Genomic DNA, 19,765 nt, shown 5'->3' with positions numbered 1-19,765 from the left:
AAAAAAAACACAATTGTGGTAAATAAATAATAAAGTGATACCTGATAATTGGTTAACAACTAAAGCAGTTATTATGGGGTAGATTTAGGTTTGTCAAATCAGATGTTTAATGTTATCAGATAAACTTCTTGTATCAGAAAATTGATTTAGATCGGATTCGTGCTATTAATAGAGAGTGATAGTGATACTCTGAAGGGGCAGAATTGCCTTATTTGCGTTAGACATAATTCATAAAGAAATGAACAAAACACTAACACATCGCTCTTTTTATATTTTTAGCTTGGTTCTACTTATAACAACGCTCTCAAGTTTCTATCTTGTACAAGAAGATGAAGATATAATTAGCCTAACAAGACTTCAAGAGAATCAGTTTACTACTGAAAATATTGTAGCAACAACTTCTAATGAGGGGTTATCTATATTTATTAAAAAAGGAGAGAAGGGGGAAATTATTTTTTACCCTAATGAGGACTATTGGGATATTACAACACATAAATTTATTAGTATTGAACTACAAAACAATTCTACAGAAATTGTAAGGTTCGATCCAGTTATTTCTTATGATAACCCGCGTAGAAAAATTGGAAATTCAAAAAAACATAAACTCACCAATAAACATATTGGTTTTATTAATCCTAAAGAGACTTTAGTTTATAATTGTGTTTTAATTAGAGATAAAGTGACTGTAGATGATTACCCTCAAGCACAAGAATTTCCGGGTATGAAGGGAATTCCTGGTGGTGTAATTTTAAATTTTGCCGGAGTAGATGCAAAACATATTAAAGGGATTAAGATTGAGTTTCCATCTCAAGAATTTGAACAAAAATTAATGCTGAAAAGAATTTTTAAGCATAAAAACGCATTACCAGAATTGTATACTAAAGATAAAACATCCTTTTTTCCATTTATCAATAAATACGGACAGTATAAACATGGAGAATGGGCTGGTAAAATTACTAATGATGAACAATTTAAAGAAGCAATAGATAAAGAAGCCTTAGCATTTAAAAAGTATACAGGGTCTAAAGAATGGAACCAATATGGTGGTTTTTCTGCTGGTCCAAGATATGAAGCAACAGGTAGTTTTAGAACACAAAAAATTAATAATAAATGGTGGCTAATTGATCCAACGGGACATTTATTTTGGTCTACAGGTATAAATGGAGCTGGTAAGTTATCTGTTTCAACACCAATAAATAAAAGAGAACATTTCTTTGAGGGGCTTCCTAATAAAGATTCTGAAGAAGGTAAAAGATTTTATAAAAAAGGATCGTACAACCATGGAGCAGCAAACCTATACAGAAAGTATGGAGAAAACAGTGAGTTAAAATACACTGAAATTTCTCTGCAGAGAATGAAAAATTGGGGATTAAATACCTTAGGAGGCTGGTCTGTTGAAAATATCAATGAGTTTGAAGAAAGTAAACGATTACCCTATACGGTAATTATTCACGAAACGTCTCCAGAAATTAATGATAAATTCCCTGATGTTTTTGATCCTCAATGGGAAATAAACTTAGAGGAGAAGCTAAAAAAGAAGCTGTATGGTAAAGGAAATGACCCGTTTTTATTTGGTATTTATATCAATAATGAAATTCATTGGGGAACTCCAAATAGCATAGCAAGCAACGTGCTTTCAAAAGGAAAACTCTCTTATGCAAAGCAAGAATATATTCATGTATTAAGAGAGAAATTGAAAACGATTGAAGCTTTTAATGCATTAGTAGGAACTACATTCGAAAGCTGGAAAGAATTAGCTATAACACATGTTGATAAGAAGGACGTGAAATGGTCTTTACTAGAAGAGACCAATACAAAATATTATACTCTAATGTGTGAGACCTACTTTCAAATATCAAAAAAATTGGTGTCAAAATATGCACCTAACAAAATGTATATAGGATGTAGATGGCATGGAAATCATAAAAATGGAATTAATACGAAAGTAGGAGCAAAGTATCTTGATCTTCTTTCTTTCAATGCCTATGAAAATGAAGTAGAATTTTACCCTCACCCATCAAAAGAAATTGATAAGCCATTTATTATCTCAGAATTTAATTTTGGTGCTTTAGATGCAGGTAAATTTTTTACTGGGTTGGGCTATGCTTCTACACAAAGAAATAGAGGTGAAAAATATGTCAACTTTGTTCAGGGTGCATTAAGAAACCCAAAATGTGTAGGTGTGCATTGGTTTATGTGGGCTAATTCTACAACTGCAGGAAAAGGAAATGGAGAAAATGCAAATTGTGGAGTAGTTTCTATGACGGATCAAATCTATTATGAATTAGTGGGTTATATGCGAAAGATCAATTACCATATCTACAATTATAGAACAGGAGTTGAATTATAGCATTCCTTAAAACTGACGAATTAAATTTCATGTCTGATTTATGTATATAAATGTCTTTTTTACGCTAAAATCATGTCAGAGTAATCTATTTTGTTAATTTTATGTTATTTATTCGTCTTTAAATTGCTAACACTATCGGTGTATCTCAACTAATTTTGTTAGCAGCTAGTAGTTATTCTTTCTATCAATTTAATTTCTTGATACCCTATTTAACTATTAGCTGTGACACTTTTTAAAGTATATTCTATTATGTGAAATAGTTATACTAGACTTACATTTTTTATTTTTTTAGAAATGAAGAAAATTATACTAAACTTTTTTACTATCGCTCTTCTATTCAGCTTTACTATGACTACATATGCTGAAATTGTTACTACAGATGAAGTGATATATGTTGACGCTACAAATGGTGTCGATACAAATGATGGCTCTGAATTTAATCCATTAAAAACATTGACAGCTGCTTTAGGTGTAGATTATCTAAAACAAGAAGTTCCAACAACTATTTATGTGAAAGGTGTTTTTACAACAGATAGTGATATTGTATTAAAAGGGACAAATAATCTTTCATCTAGATATAAAGTAACAATCAAAAATTGGGACAGTTCTCAAGCTACTTTTCAAGGAGATGGGACATTCGGAGCTCGATTTATGAAAATTGAAAATTCAGATGTTGTTTTTGAAGGAGTCACAATAAAAGATTTTGGTGTAGCAGATAATGGCGGTGCACTCTTTTTACAATGGAATGGTACATTGACATTAGAGTCTTGTAATTTTATTAATAATAGAGCTACGGATTCAGCTACAGCATCTAAATTAATTGGGGGTGGTGCTATCCATTCAGCAGGTTTTCTATACGTATATAACTCTTACTTTGGAGAGAATTACGCAGAAGATAGAGGAGCGGCTATTAGTGTTGCTTTTAAAGAATTTGAATTACAGAATTCATTAGTTTACAATAACTATACTAATGGAACTGGAGATAAAGGCGGTGCTGCCGTATTTGTTACTGCAAATGATAAGAACAATGCAGTCGTTACAATGAATAATAATACTATTGTGGGTAATTATTCAACAAACACAGCAGGGGGTGCTTCAGGCCTTATGTTCTTAGACCACTCAAAAGGACCAACTACAACTATTTTAGGATTTAGAAATAATTTAATTTTTAATTTTGTTTATGGATTAAGCCAAGCTTGGCAAGTAGATATATTTGCAAATAAATCGAGAATAATTACTACAGCAACCAATTTTGAAAACAATATTTTTAACATTAAAAACAATAATGTTATTGATTTAGACGAGAGTAACTTAGAACTGATTAACATAACAGATGGTGGAGACCCTGCAATAGTACTTTCTTCGGTTAAAGATCAATTACAAATTGGAACAGGTTTAGAAGTTGATTTAAATGGAGTTTTTACATTACCTCAAAATGAAAAAGGTGTGTATTACTTGCCAATTTATGATGGTAGTACTGCCATCAATTCAGGTTATGATAATAACATTAACGATATAAATGGCAATAGTGCAATTGGTGGAAGTAAAGATGTAGGTAATTATGAGTTTACAGGCAACGAAGCAACAATCACTTTAACATCTGCAACTGAAATTGATTACAGTAATGCAGAACATACACCAACTTTTAAAATAACGGATAAAGATGGAGTTGATATTACAGAAGATGTAGCATTAACAGTTACGTACAATGATGTAAATACAAAACCTAAAAATGCAGGTGTATATACTGTAAAAGCAGCATTGGATCTTGTAGAGACAGGTTATTTTGCAAAGTTAGAAACTACTATTACTATTAAGAAAGCGAAAGTAGTTCTTGAAGAAATTGTTACAACTCCTGTTTATACTGGAGAAGCTATAGATTATCAGTATAAAATAAACTACAATGCTGGTGGCGAAGTACTTGATGAAGTGAATGTAGATGTTACTTATGATGGTGAATCAACAGTTCCTTCAGCTGCTAATACGTATGCAGTAGAAGCAACAATAAATGATACTAACTATGAAAGTGATGCTTCTTTAACTTCTACATTTACAATTGAGCAAGCAAATGTAGAATTTACTGTAGGAGGTGATTTAAGTATGGAATATAATGGTGCTTCTCAGATGCCAACAGTAACAATTTCTCCTGCAGAAGTAACTGTTGAAAAAGTAATCTCTGGTGATAATGATTTAGGTATTGATGTTGGTAGTTATACATTAACATCAACAGTTGCAGACCCTAATTATAAAGGTGAAAATGTAACAAGTTATACTATTACTAAAGCAACTGCTGAGATTAAATTATCAGAATTGGTTCATGTAGGTGATGATACAGAAAAAAGTGCTTCGTATACTGTAATAGGTGTTGATAATGAAGAAGTTGATGTTACTGTAAACATATCATATACTTTAGATGGTGATCCAGTTGTTTCTCCAAAAGATGTAGGAGAGTATGTGGTAACAGCTGTAATAGATGATATAAACTATGAAGGTGAAGCTACAGCTGACTTTGTAATTTCAGATAAAATGCTTGCTGTAGTTGTAGTAGATGAATCTCCTGTGGTTTATAATGGTAATCCACAAGAAGTTGTCTATTCAATTACTGATATTGATGGAAATGCAATTACTTCTGATGGGGTATCAATTACCTACAATGGATTAGATGAAACTCCAACAGATGCAGGAGAATACGAAGTAGTGATTAATGTAAGTGATGATAATTATTTAGGCATAAGTAAATTCAATTATTCTATTGGTAAAAAAGAAGTTACGATTACTAAAGACGTTGGTGTTTTAACATATACAGGAGATGTACAATTACCAATGTTTACTATTTCAGAAGAAGGTTTAAATGCTGTTTCTGAACTAACAATTGGAGACGGTACAACAGCAGGAGAACATCAACTAAAAGTAACTCTAAATGAGGTAAACTACGCTGCAGAGGTTTTGATTGATTATTCTATTGAAAAAGCAGTTTTAGAAGTAAGCCTTACTAATTTGAATTATACTTATGATGGTACAGGCAAAGAAGCTACAGTTGTTTTAGCAATGGGTGATGTGGATGTTGACGTAATGTATGAGGAATCTATTGAGTTACCTGTTAATGCTGGAGAATATACAGTTAAAGCATCAATTAATGATAGCAATTACCAAGGTGAAACAAGTGAAACTTTAGTAATTGAAAAAGCTGAAGCAACAATAGTGTTATCTGATCTATCAGTTGATTATGATGGCACAGAGAAAAATCCTTCTTATACAACAAGTGTTGAAGGTTTATCTGTTGATTTCTCTTATGATGGAGATAATGCTAGTCCAATAATTGGCGGAGAATATGCTGTAATTGCGACTATCAATGATTTAAATTATAAAGGATCTTTAGCAGCTACGTTTGTAATTAATAAAATTGAAGCTTCAGTTACTTTCACAACATTAACTGCAAATTACAATGGTGAAAGTCATGCTGCAGTAGCCGAATCAGAAATAGGTGATGTAGAATTTAGTTATACTTATAACGACCAAGATGTACTACCCGTAGCAGTAGGGTCTTACAAAGTAGTAGCAACAATAAATGATCCATCATATTTTGGTTCTGTGGAAGGTAATTTTATCGTAGAAAAAGGAATTGTTGAACTTACAATAAGCAACCTTGAGTTTGATTATGATGGAGAGGTAAAAGAAGTAACAATAACTGCAGGCAAAGAAGTTGAAGGTTATTTTGTAACATATAATGGAGCTACAACATTACCTCATCTTCCTGGAGAATATTCAGTTGCTGTAGATATTGTAGACCCGAATTATAAAGGTTTTGCAATGGAAACTTTAGTAATTAATGAAGGAAATAGTGCAGATCCATTATCTGTTGATGAGCAACAATTATCAATGGATATTTTTCCAAATCCTAGCCAAGGTGAGTTTACAGTGAAATTGATAAATTCTGCAGAAGCTCAGTTATCTGTAATTACTTTATCAGGTAAAGAAGTATTTAGTACAACTGTACAACAACAATCTCATATCACATTACCAACAAATATACATGGTGTAGTAGTGGTTAAAATTGTGAGTGATAATGTAGTTTCAACACAGAAACTTTTAATTAAGTAATAAAAATATAAATACTACTGAAGGTTTCTCAATAACTGAGGAACCTTCTTTTTAATTTATAGAGTAACATAAATTTGATCAATGTAAACTCCATATCACCTTTGTGAATTGAATAGATGAATGGAGGCCATCAAAATAGTATTTATTCAGTAAATTAAAGTGTGACTTGAAATGATAAACTAAATAATTTTTTAATGAAAAAGATTTCATATTTTTTATTATTGTTGGTACTTGGTTTGATAACTGTAGCCGGAATAGCGATTGATCAGCCAATTAAGAAGAAGAATAAATCGCCCAATTTAATTGTAATCATGACAGATGATATGGGATGGGCAGATGTTGGTTTTAATGGCTGTAAAGATATTCCAACACCTAATATAGATGTAATTGCAGACCAAGGTGTAAAGTTTAATGAAGGATATGTTAGTTTTCCTGTATGCGGACCTAGTAGGGCAGGGTTTTTAACTGGGCGTTATCAAGATAGATTTGGATATACAACAAACCCTTCTATTGATCCAAATAATGCAATTTCTGGTTTGCCTGTAGAGGAAGAAACAATCGCTCAGGTTTTAAATAAAGCGGACTATAAAAGTGCAATTATTGGTAAATGGCACATGGGTACTAATCCCGTTTTTCATCCTTTAGTAAGAGGTTTCGATTATTTTTATGGTTTTCTTTCTGGTGGTCATAATTACTTTCCAGAAAATTTAACGTTAAATGGTTTATCAGAAGTAACTTCTAAATGGGGTTGGTACAGAACTAAAATTATAGAGAACAGAGAGAACGTTGAAACAACAGATTACCTTACGGATGAATTGACGAACTCTGCAGTAAAATATATCAAAAAGCAAGCAGATGCTGGAGAAAATTTTATGGTCTATTTGGCCTATAATGCACCGCATACACCATTACAAGCTACAGAAAAATACTTATCTCGTTTTCCTAATATCACCAATAAAAAAAGAAAAACATATGCAGCTATGGTAAGTGCTGTAGACGATGGTGTGGGTAGAGTTTTACAAACTTTAAAGGACAAAGGAGTAGATGAAAATACAATTATTGTGTTTCTTTCAGACAATGGAGGAGCACATAATAATGCATCTGATAACGGACCTTTAAGAGGTAAAAAAGGCGATCTATTTGAAGGTGGTGTGAGGGTGCCGTTTGCAATGCGTTGGAAAGGTGTAATTCCAGAAGGACAAACGTATGAGAACGCAGTTTCTTCTTTAGATATTATGGCAACAATTGTAGCTCAGACAGATGTGAAAATTAGTAAGGAAAGACCTTTAGATGGTGTGAATTTAATTCCTTATTTAACGGGTAAAAACAAAGGAGCACCGCATGATTATTTATTCTGGAGAAAGTGGGAGAAGAATGCAATGGCGGTCCGTTATGGAAATTATAAATTAGTAGCCAATAGCAATCAAGATACTACTCCTAGTGAATTATTTGATTTATCTAAAGATGGTGCTGAAACTATAAATATTAAATCAGAACATAAAAAAGTAGTAGCTGATTTAACAAAAGAATGGAACCATTGGAATGCTCAATTAAAAGATAGAGTTTTCCCTACATTAAGTGGAGATAAATGGTGGGTTGCAGAATAAAAAAGCAATTTTATAGATCTTTATGAGAGACACTTCTACTATATATAGAGGTGTCTTTTTTTTGGCGTATCTTATAATAAAATGAAAAGAGACTAATTCACGGTTTGTTGTGAAAAAGCCTCTTATTCATATAGATAATCAAATTGGTGAATTATAAAATCGTTCTATTCTTTATTAAATTAACTCTTGATGAATTATTTTTCTCAAGCCATTCTATCAAATAGCCTTTTAGTTCTTCTACTTTATTTTTGTATTGATTAGCATTGGGGTTATCTCGTATTAAATTGACAACTTCATTAGGATCATCGTTTAGATTATACAGAACATCCAAGTCAGGTCTATCAGTTGAATAAGAAGTAATAAATTTCCAACCGTCATTAGAAACTACCATATAATTTGGCTGTTTTGGACCGTTGTAATCCCATTCAGTAACTGTATATTTTCTAACTTCTTTGCCTTCAATAATAGTTCTTAAAGATGCTCCATCTCTTGTTCCTCCTTCTACGTCTAAATAATCCATTATAGTAGGGTACAAATCAATTAATGAGACAGGGCTAGTAACTTTTGTTGGTTGTATTCTCCCTGGGTACCACATTATTAATGGAATATGAGCAGACTCTTCATAAAACACATTTTTTTCTCTCATTCCATGTGCCCCCAACATCTCTCCATGGTCACTAGTAAATATGATTAAAGTGTTTTCATCCATATCATATTTTTCTAAATCACTTATAATTTTGCCTAAGTAATGATCAATCTCAGAGATAAGACCAAAGTAATTAGACATCATATATTTTACTTTTTCGGGGTCGCTATACTCAGGCATTGACTTTCTATTATTTCCGTTTTTATACGGACTTGTTTTCATATCATCTTTTATACTTTCAGGTATAGGCATATCTTCAGGATTGTACATACTGTACCAAGGTTCTGTAGGAAGCATTGGTGAATGTGGGAAGAAATAAGATACCGTTAAATTGAAAGGTTTCTCTTGTTTAGAAGCCCTCTTTAGTGCTTTTCTTAACGTTTCTGTTTGGTAGTTAGTTAAACTTAAATTGTCTGGAAGATGTAGTTTACCATGTCCATCGGGTTGTGATATTTTCATTTCTTTATGCGATACTACATGAGTTCTTCTATAATCATCTCCTTTTTTGTATCGCATATCAATAGGATCTGGAGTATAATAGTTTTTAAAAAACTTATCTTTTAAATCATAATCTGTTACCTTTTTCCCTTGTGTGTTTAGGTAGGCGACAACTTTATCTTGGTAGGTTTTCTTATTTTTTAAGGTATATACATTGTGCTTATTCTTTTTATAAGCAAATTCAGAATATCCTTCTGTTAAATGAATTGGAGAGTGGTATTTTCCTAAATATTCACCATAATAACCATTTTCAATTAACACTTGATCAAAAGAAGGAAGATTACAATAATTTCCTTCATCTGGAGCATTATATGCATAGTCATTTTTTCTTACTCCATGGTTCTCTACAGTTTGTCCTGTTAGGATAGAAGTTCTTGCAGGGGCACAAACGGCACATGGAGTGTAAGCGTTAGTAAAATAAGCACCTTCATCTGCTAACTTATCAATATTAGGTGTTTTTAAAAATTTAAAAGTACCTGCTTTCCCAATTGCATCAAAACGTTGTTGATCTGTTATGATAAATAGTAAGTTGGTTTTGTCGCTGCTTTTCTTCTGACCAAAAAGAGTTGTAGTAAGTAAGAGCAGTAGGAAGAGTTGGCTTAATAGGTGTCTCATTGATTTCATTTCTAGTAATTAAAAAATTGTATTCTCAAATCTAAACAGAGGGAATAAAAAAAACTTAATGAGCTCTTAATGGAAATTAAAAAGTATAAGATTGAAAATTTTATGAAGGTTTTTTACTAAAAACGGCTGTATAACACTATTATTTCATTCGATTAAGAATTCATTAATACATAGGCAATACTGCTATTAATAGGTGTGCGTTAAAATTGTACTATCGAAATTATAGAAAAGAGTAAACTATATACAATGATGAAGAAATTATTTTTACTATTGGCATTGTTTTCAACAATGATTGCCTATGCTGAAAAGAAACCAAAAAAGAATAAAAAGCCTAATGTTTTATTTATTACAGTAGATGATTTAAATACGCATATCCCACTTTTCGGATATAATGAAGTGATTACTCCTAACATTGATAAACTAGCAAATGAAGGAATCTTGTTCAATCAAGCTTTTTGTCAATATCCTGTATGTGGTCCATCAAGGGCTTCGTTTTTAACAAGCATGTACCCAATGCAAACAAAAATTTTAACCAATGGTCCACATGTAATAGATACAAGACCCGATGCTGTAAGTATTGGTAAAGTATTTAAAGATAACGACTATTGGGTAGCAAATACAGGTAAAGTATATCACCCACATTCTGAGGATTTTGAATGGGATGCTACAAGGAAATTAAAAATGGAGGACAATGATTTAGTGCTTCATTTAAGAGATAAGTTCGAAGCAGAATACGGTACTATCGATACACCTGAAGAGAAAAAAGCTTGGAAAATTTTGAGTGCTCAATACGCTGAAGATGACCGTCAGGGGGGACACGCATTGCCTTTGCCAATAAAAGATGGGGTGCCTTTAGAAGATGATCTTAATGTGACTACTTTTAATGAATGGATGGATGAAGAAGCATACGGTGATAAACCCTTTTTTATAGCGTACGGTTTTCATAAGCCACACGTACAATATACTGCTCCACAACGATTTTTTGATATGTATCCATTGGAAGATATTCATCCAGAAAAAGTACCTTTTGACGATTGGAATGAAAAACCCTTAATTGCTAATTGGAAAAGATATGAGGCTTTTGAAGATGTGTATTTTGGATTAAGCCAGATGGATGCTAGAAAAAGATACATGCAAGGGTATTATGCCTGTATCACATATATTGATGATTTATTAGGACAATTGATCACTAAATTAAAAGAAAAGAACCTGTATGAAGATACGATTATTGTATTTTTTAGTGATCATGGGTATCACATGGGAAATCATTTCTTGTATGGAAAAGTATCATTGTATGAAGAGAGTGCTAAATCACCTCTAATTATTAGAGTTCCCGGAAATAAACACAATGGCGAGCAGGTGAATAAAACAGTGGAGCTTTTAGATGTTTTTCCAACAGTTACTGATTTAGTAGATATCGAAACCCCGGTGACTGTAAAAGGAGAAAGCCTTACTACTTTATTGGATAATCCAGAAGATAAGAATTTTGATAAAGTGGCGTTAACTTATGCCAAAAGAGGACAGTTAGTAGGTAAATCTGTAAGAACGAATCGTTATAGATATACACAATGGGGCGATGATGAGAAGGTGGCTGAGTTGTATGATTATGAAAAAGACCCTAAAGAATATAAGAACCTTATTTATGATGCTTCTTATACTGATGTATTAAAAGAAATGAGAGCAATTTATAAGGAAAAAATAGAGGAATGTGAAGCATTAGAAATACAAGGCAAGTAATTCATTTTAGAGTACCTCCATCATTTACGTCTGAAGGTAATTCATGTGTTTTGATGGAGGTTTTTTATAAAATGGGTATTTCATAAATAAATAGAATGATGAAAAGTCGCTTCAAAAAAATTATCAATTGCCTAGTACTTTTACTTTGTTTAATCACAAAGGTCTCTGCACAAGAGCAACCAAATATCATTTTCATTCTAGCAGATGATATGGGCTATGGTGATATGGAAGTTTATGGGCATCCTTATACAAAAACACCACATCTAGATAAGTTAGCAAATAGTGGCAAAGTGTTTACGCAAGGATATATGTCTGCAGCTTGGTGTAGTCCATCTAGAGCGGCTTTAATGACGGGTATTTATCCAGCAAGAGAATTTTTATCTACTTTTTGCATTGATGTAGAAAAACCTTCGATCACAAAAATTTTACATAATGGGGGGTATAAAACGGCTCATTTTGGGAAATGGCATATTGGAGGCGGTAAACGATCTCCCAATGCACCACCTCCTTCTGCGTACGGAATAGATGAAAGTTTTACCACTCAATCTACAGGAGATGGTTTTACGCGTGAAGACAAAAAATTACCTCATTACAGAGAACACACAACGACAAAGTATATTGATTTGGCCATCGATTTTGCAAAGAGAAATAAGAAAGAGCCTTTCTTTATCAATCTATGGTTGTATCCTACACACTCTTACATCAACCCACTTCCACAGTATTTGGAGAGGTTTAAAGACTTAAAGGTAAATATTGATGATTTTGAAGGGGAAGCGCAAAGGGACTTTCTTACGTATATGTCAAAACACACAGACATCAATAAGTCTATGCAAGCATATTGTGCTGATGTGGCGAATTTAGATGATGAAATTGGAAGACTATTGACTGCTTTAAAGAAAATGAAATTGGATAAAAATACCATCATTATTTTCTCAAGTGATAACGGTCCGGGTCCAATCTTAAACAATATTGAAAAGCTCCAAAAAAGATTTATTACAAAACCCTTATTGGTTAATTCTGTAGGTTCTGTAGGAGAGTTTCAAGGTAGAAAAGGGAGTATGTATGAAGGGGGAATTAGAGCTCCATGGATTATTTCTTGGCCCAAATATATCAAAAAAGGAATCACAGATACAGAAACGATTCTTACAGGCGTAGATTTTCTACCCACGTTATCTGCAATGGTTGGAGCAGAAACACCCAAAGATTTAGTAATTGATGGAGAGGATATGAGTAAAGCAGTTTTAGGCAATACACATCCTAGAACAAAAATGGCTTTTTTTAGTGATAAACCGAATTGGTATACTGTAAGAGACGGAAAGTGGAAAGCACATTTACACCTCAATAAAATCAAGCTCTATGATATTGAAAGTGATAAAGGAGAGAAAGTAGATCTTACTGCTCAAGAACCTGAAATTGCTAGAAAATATGAGAAAATATTAAGACAAATGAAGAAAGAGTTTCATCAAAAAGAAGCCGCAATTCACTAGTGAATTTTAAATTTGATTACTCTTCTTTTCGACTAACATAAATCGCAAACCTTAACAATTAAACTAAATCACATATTATAATTTTTCACTGATTACTATGAAAAAAATCACATTACTTTTTAGTCTCGTTTTACTATTTTCTCTTACAACTTTCGCAGTAGATAAACCTGTTAAAATTGGCGTTATTGGTCTTACCCACGGACATGTTCACGGTTTATTTAGAGACAAGGAAAATAAGGATATTGAAATTGTAGCTGTTGTAGAGTCGAATGTGGCTTTAGCACATAAATACGCTGAAAAATACGGCTATTCAAAAGATATAATTTATACTACTATTCATCAGATGCTAGCTGAAATACAACCGGAGGCAGTACTAGGGTTTGGTAATATTTATGATCATTTATCAATTGTAGAAGCCTGTGCTCCATTAGGTATTGATGTAATGGTAGAAAAGCCTTTGGCGGTAAATATGGAGCATGCTAAAAAGATCCATGACTTGGCCATAAAATATGATATTGATGTACTTACAAACTATGAGACTACATGGTACCCTTCTAATGAAAAAGCGTATGAGTTAATTCATGAAGATAAGATTGGTGAAGTAAGAAAAGTAGTAATAAACGATGGGCATAAAGGCCCAAAAAATATTCATGTTGAAGAGGAGTTTTTAGAATGGCTAACAGATGAAAAGTTGAATGGCGGTGGTGCAATTATTGACTTTGGCTGTTATGGAGCAAACCTACTCACTTGGTTATTTGATGGCGAAAAGCCAGTAGCGATTACAGCAATTACAGCACAATATCAACCAGAAAACAACCCTAATGTCGATGATGAGTCCATTATTCTAGTGGAGTATAAAAGTAAAGTTGGTGTAATCCAAGGTTCTTGGAATTGGCCAATTGGAAGAAAAGATATGGAAGTTTTTGGATTGAAAGGAGTTATAGATGCACCCAACCCTCAAGAGGTAACTATGAAAATCTCTAAAAATTATTCCGACTATGATCAAACAAATTACAATATGAAAGATAGAGCATATCCCTTTAATAACCCTTTCTCTATGTTTGCTCATGTTGTCAGAAAAGAAATAAAATTACCTAACTATAGCCCATCAACTCTAGAAAATAATATGATAGTTGTTGAGATTTTAGAAAAGGCAAAGAAAAGTGCAAAGAAGGGGAAAAAGATAACTTTGTAAAGTGAATACAACTAGAGATTACATCACTTTACTAAAGTCCAAAGACTGCAAATAGCACACGTTTTATGCTATCAGCATTTTCAAAAAAATTATCATTAAGAGGGGTTACATAGTAAAAGTAACCTTTTTTATACTTCACTGCCTTGAATATTTGATTTCTAAAAAAGATTGAAGGTACAAGTTTTCTCTATAAAAGTATGAAAGGAAATAGTACTGAAATAAAGCAAACATTATTATTACTACTACTTTGCTTTACTCTACCTCATAATTTATTTGCACAGTTACCTTATATACATTTATCTGCGTATGATGCATCAAATATCATTACAAATGCCGATGGTGAAATTACTAGTTGGAATGATATTTCTGGAAATAATCATCATGCAAGTCCAGATTTAGGAACTGTAAATTATCCTTCAACATCTACCTCATTTTCAGGTGTTCAAGGTGTAGATGTAGGGGATACCAGAAATAGTTTATTATTATTGAACCAATCAGATGCAGCATCAATATTTGATTTTACAGGCGATGCGGCAAGTAATACTGGTTTTAGTGTTTTGATTGCTTTTCAGGTAGATGACTTTCATGCAAACAATGGTGACGTGATTGGGAATACATCGGCTACTTCTAATACTGGATTTGGAATGAAATATGACGCCAATGGTCAGTATCAGTTTTATTTAGGTGGACAATCATTAAAAGTACCAGGAGCAAAAGTAATAAAAGAACATTCTATTGTAATGGCTTGTAATTATAATGCCACTACAGGCGATTTTACTTTTTGGGATTCTCAAAATGCCCTTACCAATACGATTAATGTTCCTAAGGCAGATTTTAATTTCTTTAAATTTCGTATTGGTTCTACTACAAATGGGGCACACTTTCTAAATGGAATGATTGGAGAGGTAAAAGTCTTTAACCAAGTTTTATCAGAGCAAGAGTTCTTTTATGAATGCAGTAAAATGAGAGATAACTGGCTAAAGTTTATGTTGCCAGTAGAGGTTTTAGGCGAAGAAGGAGTTATAGAACCAAGAACATTTACACTTACAGCAGAAGAAGCAGAAGCCACAAAAAAAATTGGAATTCAGGTAAATAATTTGAGTTATGAAAACAAAGCATCCATCCAAGTAAATGAGGGAGACTGGTATAACTTAAACCATGAATCGGTAGATATTTCTATCCAAGAATTAAACAGAGGTGGTATGGTACACGGAGGGTACAATACAATAAGATTAACCTTTAATTCTGATGATTTTATAGAAGGTGAAAATACTGTTTTGTTCAGATTTAATGATTCTGATGGAATATCAAATGGATTTAGAGTTGTTCGTTTTAATTTACTAGATGGATACGACGAAAATATTCTACCAGATAGTTTTTTCTATGAAGAAGACCCTAATTTATGGGTAGGCCCATATACAGATAATACAGCAATTAATGAAGGAGAAGACTTATGGAGGAATGGAGATTTATGGTCTAATTATTTGGCAGATGGAGAAAGTGGTTTTTGGTATAATCATGAACTTCAATCCAATGTAGTAATTCAAGCCAAATGTTCTGATTGTCATACTCAAGATGGTAGAGACTTAGAATTATTTTCATATTCTAATAAATCGATCATAGAAAGGGCTAAATTTCATAAGCTGACAGAAGAAGAAGGTAAAAAAATAGCTTCTTACATTCGTTCCTTAAAAGATAAAAATGACAATGTGAACCGTCATGGTAGACCGTGGAACCCACCTTATCAACCCGGACCAGAATTAGAAGGTAAAGCAATTGAATATTGGGCGGCAGGAGCAGGATTAGATGCTGTGCTTGAGAAAGATGAAGATCTTTTAAATTACTTATTTCCAGGTGGCGTGACCGAAGAGTCTGTTGCAGCACTTTTTAATCAAGATGGTGGAGAAGATAGAACAACATTACCCATGCCTTTACAGTTTCCAGATTGGAAACATTGGCTTCCTATGATTCACCCTAAAGATGCTTTTACTAAGGATGGCCTCTATGAAGAAACCTACACTGATCGGGAACCTTATAAAAACCCAGAGGATAGTAAATTAAACCCAGAAAAAGGAATTGAGATAATAAGAGACGCAATAGAAAATTTACCAAAGAAAAGTGATGGAGTAACAGTCGATATGCAACAAGTAGCTGCAGACCCTACACTATTAGCCAACTTTAGAGCAGCTCACGAAGAATTTAGATATAACTTCCGATGGTTTTTAGCACAAGGCAGTACAGATAAATTACATTGGAGAGCAAGATCTGGGAGAGGTTTGGACGCTCTATCTGATGATGTACCTATGGAGTTTGCAAACACGAGTATGGCGAGGTTAATGGCCGTTAAGAATTTTGAAATTATGCAGGAATTTAACCTTCAAGACCAAGCCTTAGATTATATTCCTAATCATGAAGTGGATCATCCAACTACGCGTCAATGGTTTCATGGATTGTCTATGCATGTGTTTGAAGTTCCTCCTCATTTCACAGGTTGTCAAGATGATAATTGCCTTTCATTTGATGGTCAGTCGGATGCATTAGGTACGTTTGAATCCTCTTTATGGTATCAACTTCAAACCATTTTAGCTGGAGGAGAAGGGTACCAATGGTGGAATGGTCCTGTTGATTATAATTATCAGCCTGCATATATTTTAAAAAGCTCACGATATACAGAATTATACCAACCGCTACGGTACTATCATTCATTAAGTACAATGTACAAGACAAAAACATGGTCTGGAGATTTAACCACTAATGATGGTATGGGTTTTAGAATTCGAGTACAAGGACCATGGTACTTTTTTGGTAAAGAAGGAGAAGGATTAGATACAAAACTCCATGGTTTTGAAGAAGGTTATTGGCCAACTTTACTGGATGAAATTCAACCCGGCATGTCCAAGTTGGTATTGGAAGCACAATGCAGAGAATTTATTAAAGCTGTAAGAAAGCATGAAATAGCTGATTGGACAAGGTGGGAAACAGGACTAGAACCTTCTAATTATTTAGATCCTATAGATAAATCAGCAGTTATAGATGTGACTGCATCTAGTGCTGATGCGGCAGATGATGAAGATTTTGAACCTCTTTGGGCTGATCATATGTACTGGGTAATAGAGCAGTCCATCAATTTTGGTTTAGACTGTGAAGTAATTCAAGAACTCATAGATTGGAGTGAAGAAGCATGGCCTAATATTGATTGGTCTTTTGAGATGAAACCTCAGGTGAATCTTAAGTTTAATGATAATGCCCATTTATACCGTGATCTAGAATATATAGAAGCCATTATTAGTACACCAGGAGAAGACCCCATTTATGAATGGAAAATCAACGGTGTTTTATCCGATGTAACAGACAACAAATTATCCACAGGTGCACTTCAACCCGGCGATGAAGTAACTTGTCAGGCTATTTCTGATGCAACATGTTATGATACAAACATCGCGTTAGATACCATCGGAATTCCGTCAGATCTTAAATTTATGATGAAAATAAATGAAGAGGAATGGAAAGAAACAGAAACGGTAGTAGCCTGTATGGACGATATTATTTCTATTAAAATAGGTTTAGATATCGCACCATTAGTTTGGCTCGATGCACAAGATTTAGCAAGTAATAATGATTTAGAAGAAGAGGATAAAGTACTGCTATGGTCTGATGTATCTGGAAATGGAAATGATGCTGTAGCCATGAATAATGATAATGTTCCGTTATTCTCAAAAGAAGGGTTCAATGGATTACCCGCTTTAGTTTTTGGTAAGGACAATAGTTCATCATTAAGGTTATTAGAAAGTGATAATACAGACCTATTGGATGGTGATTTCACACTATTTATTGTTCATCAATTAGACCCAGTAACCGCTCAAACCAATACTATAGCAAATAAAAATGATTTGACAGAGGATGGGATGTTTTTTAGAGTTTCTACCACAGGTAAATTCTCTATTTCAGCTGACGATCAAAATGGTTCAGGTACTGCTTATGGTGTGCCTTTACAAGCTATTAATATGATTAGAAGAGATGACCAATTGCTAGAAACATACCACAATGGCACTTTAGATTTTGAAATGGTCTTACCCGATGCCGCTAAGTTATCTAATGACAGTGATCTTACTTTAGGGCAATTAGGCTACAATAATCAAACTAGACACCATAAGGGAATGATTGCGGAAGTGATTATTTTTGATCGAAAGATTTCTGATGAAGAGCAAGAATTAATAGAAGGTTATTTAACGCACAAATGGGGAATGGAGGAAATACTATCTCCTACAAGCCCATTTCTATTCGATTCTCCAGTTGCTTTTGACATTGAGTACCCCAATACAGAAACAAATACTTTAAATAGTAAAAAGGTAACTTTTGATTACCAAATTAATGAAGAAGAGGACTATGGCAATATGGTTTTTACACCTCATTTTACAAGAATGGAACCAATTACTATTGAATTGGTTAACCCTTCACTTTTTGAAGAAAAATACTCTACAGTAAACTATTCAATTAATAACGACCATAAGCAACAAGGAAATGTAATTCGATTAATTGAAAATCAAGAACTCAAACTAATGCCTAAAGAAGGTTTATCGAATGATTATTATTGGGAAGAGCCAGATGGAACTCAAATGCTTATGAATACCGATCCTATTTGGCAAACAAATTTAATAGACGATAAAAATGGTACTTGGAAGTTAGTTGTTTTGGATGGGGATTGTTCAAGTATGAGTGCTGCTGTAGAAGTAAATGTAGCAGTTGTATTAGCATCAGAACTTGAAAATAATTTACCTGTTGAATTAGTAGATTTTAAGGGTGTTGTAATTGATAACACTGTAAGGTTAAGTTGGGTTACTGCCAGTGAAATAAATAACGATTATTTCGAAATTCAAAACTCTATAGATGGTAGGACTTGGGAAACTATAGGAAGACAAAAAGGAGCGGGAAATTCTACAGTGGTAAATAACTACTACTTTGAAGATAAAAACCCTTTTGTAAATTCCCGATCGTATTATAGGTTAATTCAGTACGATTTTGATGGTAATTATAGCATAATTTCACCAATTCAGGTGTACGTTAACAGCTTAAACAATTACTTGACTATTTATCCTAACCCGTTTGACAACCAGATATATGTTAACTCTTCTACTACCATTCTTGAGATTACGGTTTGTGATCAATTAGGACGAGAAATTAAAAGGAAACAAATAGGAAAGAAAACATCTTTTATAAAATTTAACCAATTAAATAAAGGAATATATATACTTCTAATAAAGTATACTAATGGAGAAGTATTACATCAAAAGATGATTAAAAAGTAACAGAAGAAACAACTTAATAACACACTTTCCTCATTTAATAAATAATTAATACAGCGTAAATAATAGCCTATAATCATCGATTAATAGACAATTAATACACTATTAGAATACTGTTATTGATTTTTCAGTACTTCATTTTATCGATAGTGATTCAATGTTTATGAAATGAAAATTTTCTCTTGCACTTACTTTAAAATATCACTTCGATAAAATA

General features: G+C 33.0%; 8 protein-coding genes. 7 read left to right on the top strand and 1 reads right to left on the bottom strand.

The window, feature by feature from the left end:
- The first annotated feature begins 238 nt into the window (after positions 1-238).
- The 3 genes from KM029_RS21610 to KM029_RS21600 all read left to right on the top strand — a co-directional run bounded on the left by KM029_RS21610 (position 239) and on the right by KM029_RS21600 (position 8,058).
- Positions 239-2,350, top strand: coding sequence for a hypothetical protein (locus KM029_RS21610; protein ID WP_144075889.1), 2,112 nt, complete (start codon positions 239-241; stop codon positions 2,348-2,350).
- Positions 2,351-2,644: 294 nt separating this feature from the next.
- Positions 2,645-6,451, top strand: a complete 3,807-nt coding sequence (locus tag KM029_RS21605) for an MBG domain-containing protein (protein WP_144075888.1) — start codon at positions 2,645-2,647, stop codon at positions 6,449-6,451.
- Between the two features lie 194 nt (positions 6,452-6,645).
- Positions 6,646-8,058: a sulfatase family protein gene (locus tag KM029_RS21600; protein ID WP_144075887.1), complete on the top strand. Its 1,413-nt coding sequence runs from the start codon at positions 6,646-6,648 to the stop codon at positions 8,056-8,058.
- A gap of 151 nt (positions 8,059-8,209) precedes the next feature.
- On the opposite strand, the gene KM029_RS21595 is transcribed toward KM029_RS21600, so the two are convergent.
- Entirely contained in the window at positions 8,210-9,817 is a 1,608-nt protein-coding gene (locus KM029_RS21595) for a sulfatase-like hydrolase/transferase (protein ID WP_158631174.1), read from the bottom strand.
- 255 nt (positions 9,818-10,072) lie between these two features.
- Between KM029_RS21595 and KM029_RS21590 the strand changes: the two genes are divergently transcribed.
- The 4 genes from KM029_RS21590 (at position 10,073) to KM029_RS21575 (ending at position 19,551) form a co-directional block, all read left to right on the top strand.
- Complete coding sequence (locus tag KM029_RS21590; protein WP_144075885.1) at positions 10,073-11,563, top strand: sulfatase; 1,491 nt, start codon at positions 10,073-10,075, stop codon at positions 11,561-11,563.
- A 95-nt stretch (positions 11,564-11,658) separates the two neighbouring features.
- Positions 11,659-13,050 carry a sulfatase family protein gene (locus KM029_RS21585; RefSeq protein WP_144075884.1) on the top strand — a complete coding sequence of 464 codons (1,392 nt, stop codon included), beginning with the start codon at positions 11,659-11,661 and terminating at the stop codon, positions 13,048-13,050.
- Positions 13,051-13,147: 97 nt separating this feature from the next.
- Complete coding sequence (locus KM029_RS21580; RefSeq protein WP_144075883.1) at positions 13,148-14,245, top strand: Gfo/Idh/MocA family protein; 1,098 nt, start codon at positions 13,148-13,150, stop codon at positions 14,243-14,245.
- Positions 14,246-14,442: 197 nt separating this feature from the next.
- Positions 14,443-19,551, top strand: a complete 5,109-nt coding sequence (locus KM029_RS21575) for a LamG-like jellyroll fold domain-containing protein (protein WP_144075882.1) — start codon at positions 14,443-14,445, stop codon at positions 19,549-19,551.
- Positions 19,552-19,765 lie beyond the last annotated feature (214 nt).

Origin of the sequence: Flammeovirga kamogawensis (genome assembly GCF_018736065.1) — a bacterium.
GTDB classification, from domain to species: domain Bacteria; phylum Bacteroidota; class Bacteroidia; order Cytophagales; family Flammeovirgaceae; genus Flammeovirga; species Flammeovirga kamogawensis.
This window is presented reverse-complemented; position numbering and strand designations above follow the sequence as displayed.

Coding starts and splice junctions, on each gene's coding strand:
- KM029_RS21605 (WP_144075888.1), top strand. CDS start 2,645: ATGAAGAAAATTATACTAAACTTTTTTACTATCGCTCTTCTATTCAGC.
- KM029_RS21575 (WP_144075882.1), top strand. CDS start 14,443: ATGAAAGGAAATAGTACTGAAATAAAGCAAACATTATTATTACTACTA.
- KM029_RS21580 (WP_144075883.1), top strand. CDS start 13,148: ATGAAAAAAATCACATTACTTTTTAGTCTCGTTTTACTATTTTCTCTT.
- KM029_RS21600 (WP_144075887.1), top strand. CDS start 6,646: ATGAAAAAGATTTCATATTTTTTATTATTGTTGGTACTTGGTTTGATA.
- KM029_RS21610 (WP_144075889.1), top strand. CDS start 239: ATGAACAAAACACTAACACATCGCTCTTTTTATATTTTTAGCTTGGTT.
- KM029_RS21585 (WP_144075884.1), top strand. CDS start 11,659: ATGATGAAAAGTCGCTTCAAAAAAATTATCAATTGCCTAGTACTTTTA.
- KM029_RS21590 (WP_144075885.1), top strand. CDS start 10,073: ATGATGAAGAAATTATTTTTACTATTGGCATTGTTTTCAACAATGATT.
- KM029_RS21595 (WP_158631174.1), bottom strand. CDS start 9,817: ATGAGACACCTATTAAGCCAACTCTTCCTACTGCTCTTACTTACTACA.